Source organism: Rahnella perminowiae (assembly GCF_019049755.1).
Taxonomy (GTDB): domain Bacteria; phylum Pseudomonadota; class Gammaproteobacteria; order Enterobacterales; family Enterobacteriaceae; genus Rahnella; species Rahnella perminowiae.
In genome coordinates this window covers 1-4,160 of sequence record NZ_JAFMOS010000307.1, presented here as the reverse complement: position 1 = coordinate 4,160, position 4,160 = coordinate 1, and the positions used below count along the sequence as shown (strand labels likewise).

Here is a 4,160-nt window from a genome sequence, read left to right as displayed (position 1 = left end):
AATTTATGGTTATGTGCACGGGGTTGCGTAATCTTTACAGCGCGTTAGCCGGGTAATAAAGGATAGGATGTTAACGGGGAATGAGCCGGTAATCAGTTTTTCTTTTGGGTGAACCTGTGATCATCGTCATAGGTTGACTGATTGCCCGGAATGGCAATTATTATATATTGCAAACTAAGTAGGCATTCTTTAGTTTAAAGACAGGTTTTATACAACCCTGGGGACTTTTTATGCCAACGCCGTCTGTTATTATTCGCCAGGCCACAACCGGTGACCTCGACGCCCTGTCCGCAATTTGTTTGAAAACGTCCGACGCCGGCCAGGATGGCACGGCGCTGTACAGCGATGCCACCTATCCTGGGCTGCGCTTCTCTGTACCCTATGCCGTATTAGAACCTGATTTAGCCTTTGTGCTGTGTCAGAACGATCAGGTTGCTGGCTATGTGGTCGGCACCCGGGATACGGTGGCGTTTAACCGGCGTCTCGAAACGCAGTGGTGGCCAGCCCTGCGTGAAAAGTTTGCCGGTCGTCAGCCTGTCGCGCCGCTTGATGACAAAGTGCTGGATGCCATTCGCCAACCTTCTCCTGCTTCCGATGAACTGACCGGCACTTATCCCGCACATCTGCATATTAATATCTTGCCCGCCGCACAGAAGGGCGGACATGGCCGGATGATGATTGAAACTGAACTCAATGCATTACGTGCAGCGGGCGTCAGTGGCGTACATCTTGGTGTCAGCCTGCAAAACGAGCAAGTTTGCGGGTTCTATTCCAGGCTGGGATTCAAATTTCTGATGCGCAGCAATGCCATTTATATGGGCTTAATCTTATAAAAGAGGACTTATGGCTAACCTACAGCTCAAGGCGATCAAGAAGTCCTATGAAAACGTCAATGTGATCCACGGCATCGATCTGGAGATTAACGACGGTGAATTTGTGGTGTTTGTCGGCCCGTCGGGCTGCGGCAAGTCAACGCTGCTGCGCATGATTGCCGGACTGGAAGAGATTACACAGGGAAGCCTCTGGGTAGACGGCGCAGATATGACTCAGCAACCCGCAACCGAACGCGGGATTGCCATGGTGTTTCAGTCTTACGCTCTGTACCCCAATATGACCGTGCGCGGTAATCTAAGCTATCCGCTGGAGGTGGCGAAACGCCCGAAAGCGGAGATCAAACGGCTGGTCGGGTTGACAGCACAGAAGTTGCATTTAAACGAACTGCTTGACCGCATGCCGCGCGCGCTCTCCGGTGGTCAGCGCCAGCGTGTCGCCATCGGGCGGGCGATTATCCGCGAGCCACGAATTTTCCTTTTTGATGAGCCGCTGTCGAACCTGGACGCCGAATTGCGTCTGCAAATGCGCATTGAAATTGCCAAACTCCATGAATCCCTGGGCAACACCATGATTTATGTGACTCACGATCAGCTTGAAGCGATGACGCTGGCGGACCGCATTGTTGTGCTGCGACAGGGCGTGATTGAACAGGTGGGTTCACCGCTCGGGCTTTACCATGATCCTGACAACATGTTTGTCGCCGGTTTTATCGGTTCTCCGCGGATTAACTTTATGTCGGCTGAGGTGGTGGCGGCCACCGGGGGGCACGTTCAACTACGTATTGCGGCGCTGGGTGTAGAAAGCCTGATTGTACCGCTCCTGCATCCACCGGGTGAGGGCGGAAAGGTCTGGCTGGGGGTCCGTCCTGAACATTTCGTTTCTCCGGACAGCGCGGATTGCCAGTTCAGTGCCACATTAACCTTTGCTGAACGGCTGGGCCACACTAACTACCTTTATCTGGATTATGCGGACGAGAAAACGTTGGTTGTTGAACAACGTCAGCTGGAGTTGTGTGCCAACGGCGACACCGTCAGGTTTGGCATCAATGCAAAAGAGTGCCTGCTGTTTGCGCAAAGCGGTGAGAGAATTCGCTAAGTTTTTCCTGTCTGTTGCCTCCTCCCGACGGGAGGAGGCTCCGCTCAGTTACTCTTCGTCTGCCGATGCCGCTAAAATATCAATCAGTTTATTCACCGCAAAGCCCGCTGCGCCCAGCGCCCACATCCTGTTTGAATCAGTGAGAAACATCAGCGGCGTCAGTTGCGGCGTGAGTTTCAGGCGGTTTGCCTGAAAATTCATGGTGATGTTTTCCAGCAAGATCCGCGAGGCCATAGAAGGTTCCATCGCCAGATAAACAACATCCGGATCGAGTGCTATCGAGAGGTTGGCAAGTGAGATGCCGATGTACTGCCCGGCACTGGCCAAAATTTCAAGTGCGGCGGGAGAGGGATGTTGATCAATTTCAAGCAGATTGGTCATTTCAGGGGTATTAGTTTGTGCCGCCAGCGCCTTGAGAATAGCGCCTGAAGATGCGACTTCCTCCAGATTGGCTGATGTCCCGTCACCAATCAGGCCGTTTCCAATTTCTCCCGCCGTCCCGTGCCTGCCGCGATAGAGCTGGCGTTCGATAATGATCCCCGCGCCAATCCCCTTGCCGTAGGTGGCAATAATCGCCGACTGCGCATTGCCCAACTGACCGAACACCAGTGTGGCCAGTGCCATGGCGTTGGCATCGTTTTCGATATAAACCGGTATGTTGAAGCGCTCGGCCAGAATGTTGGCAATGGGCACATTTGTCCAGTCCAGGACTTTGGAGCGAACGCACGAGCCGCTGTCAGGGTCGACAATACCCGATAACGCCAGCCCGATTGCTCCGACTTTGTTGGCATCTACACTTTTAAGGAATTTCGCCAGCGCATCGCTGAGCTGTTTAGGCGTCATGGCGCCGCTCGGAATTTGCTGTTCGCCAATCAGTCTGCCGTTAAGATCGGTCATCACAATCAGATTGCGTTCAGCGTTAAGCTGAATACCCACTACGGCTGCCTGATCCGGATCAAGACCCAGTAAAATTTTGGGACGTCCCATCGATTCCCGGCGCAGACCAAGTTCGTGGATGATGCCTTTTGCCAGCAGCCGGTTAGTGGCCTGAGAAACCGTCGACATACTTAATCCGCTGCGGACTTTCAAATCAGACTGGCTGATGGGGGCGTTTTCGACAATCAGACGCAGGAGGCGGGCCGAAACGTTAGGAGCAATTTTGTTAGCAGCGGTCATAATTTTAGGCGGTCATCTTTTGTGTAAGGGGGGCGTTGCGTTGAATTTAGCACAAGCGTTTGATGATGTGCTGCCAACAACAACGCGCCCTGCAGGGCATCACCCTGCGGTGCAACCAGTTGTTGCTGTAATTTGGGTGAAAGATAGGGAGTCACAGGTTGTGCAATGCCGCCCATCAGGCAAACTTTAGCCTGACTGGTGTTCACCAGAAAGGAAAGATGTTGCCCGATATCTGCGGCAAGGCGATGAACCAGCGACAGAGCGTTGCTGTCCTGACGCGCGGCATGTTCGAAAACCCACGGTGCAAATGTTCCCCATTGCGCGGGCGTTGCCGTAAGCGTCCACTGGAGCATATTTTCAGGGCTGTTGTCGAAATACGCCATGACGATATCTGTGAGCGGCGAGGGCGCGGAAAGACCCTCGTGGCAACGCAGGGCGAGCCGAAGTGCGCTGCGGCCCAGCTGCGCGCCGGAGCCGCCATCGGAAAGGGCAAATCCCCATCCACCGACGGAATGAAAATGCTGACCGTCGTAGGCTGTTCCCTGACTTCCGGTGCCGACAATCAGCACCGCGCCTGGCTGGCCCGCGTGTGCGCCGAGGCAGGCAATCTCCACATCGGAGGCGATGTCCCGTTGCAGAAAGGGCATCGGCCAGTCCAGCGCCTGCTGACGAATGCGGGTAACATTTGCACCGGCAAAACCAAAGGCGGCAGCGGTTTTTTGATACGAGCCTGCGGGGAGTTCAGCAATACTGAAGCAGTTTTCAACGGCGGACAGCGCGGCGTCGATTGCGCCCTTAAAGTCGCTGAATATGTTGGCTGAGCCTGTGCTGCTATGTGCCAACACATTGCCCTGATGGTCGGTAAGTCGTGCCCGACATTGTGTTCCACCGGCATCAATTCCAACGAAGTATTCTGGTTGCAAAATTCCCCTCCTGCCTGACGCCGCAGCACAAGCCTTATAAGCTATTGAAACGGATGACCTGTGATGAGCCAAAAGATAGGGTAAAAAAACATAAATCGCAACAGTAAAAAACATCGAAAATAATTATAAAAG

General features: G+C 53.7%; 4 protein-coding genes. 2 read left to right on the top strand and 2 right to left on the bottom strand.

What is annotated here, in order from left to right; genetic code table 11:
- The first annotated feature begins 230 nt into the window (after positions 1-230).
- A complete protein-coding gene (locus J1785_RS02880; RefSeq protein ID WP_217218766.1) occupies positions 231-833 on the top strand; it encodes a GNAT family N-acetyltransferase in 603 nt (200 codons plus the stop codon).
- Between the two features lie 10 nt (positions 834-843).
- Entirely contained in the window at positions 844-1,929 is a 1,086-nt protein-coding gene (locus J1785_RS02875) for an ABC transporter ATP-binding protein (protein ID WP_217218765.1), read from the top strand.
- A 48-nt stretch (positions 1,930-1,977) separates the two neighbouring features.
- Here J1785_RS02875 and J1785_RS02870 read toward each other — a convergent pair whose 3' ends face one another.
- Together J1785_RS02870 and J1785_RS02865 are read right to left on the bottom strand one after the other, a co-directional pair.
- A complete protein-coding gene (locus J1785_RS02870; RefSeq protein WP_129951142.1) occupies positions 1,978-3,105 on the bottom strand; it encodes an ROK family transcriptional regulator in 1,128 nt (375 codons plus the stop codon).
- Entirely contained in the window at positions 3,102-4,028 is a 927-nt protein-coding gene (locus tag J1785_RS02865; protein WP_217138574.1) for a glucosamine kinase nucleotide-binding domain-containing protein, read from the bottom strand. Before J1785_RS02865 ends, J1785_RS02870 begins: the two co-directional genes overlap by 4 nt.
- Between the last annotated feature and the right edge of the window lie 132 nt (positions 4,029-4,160).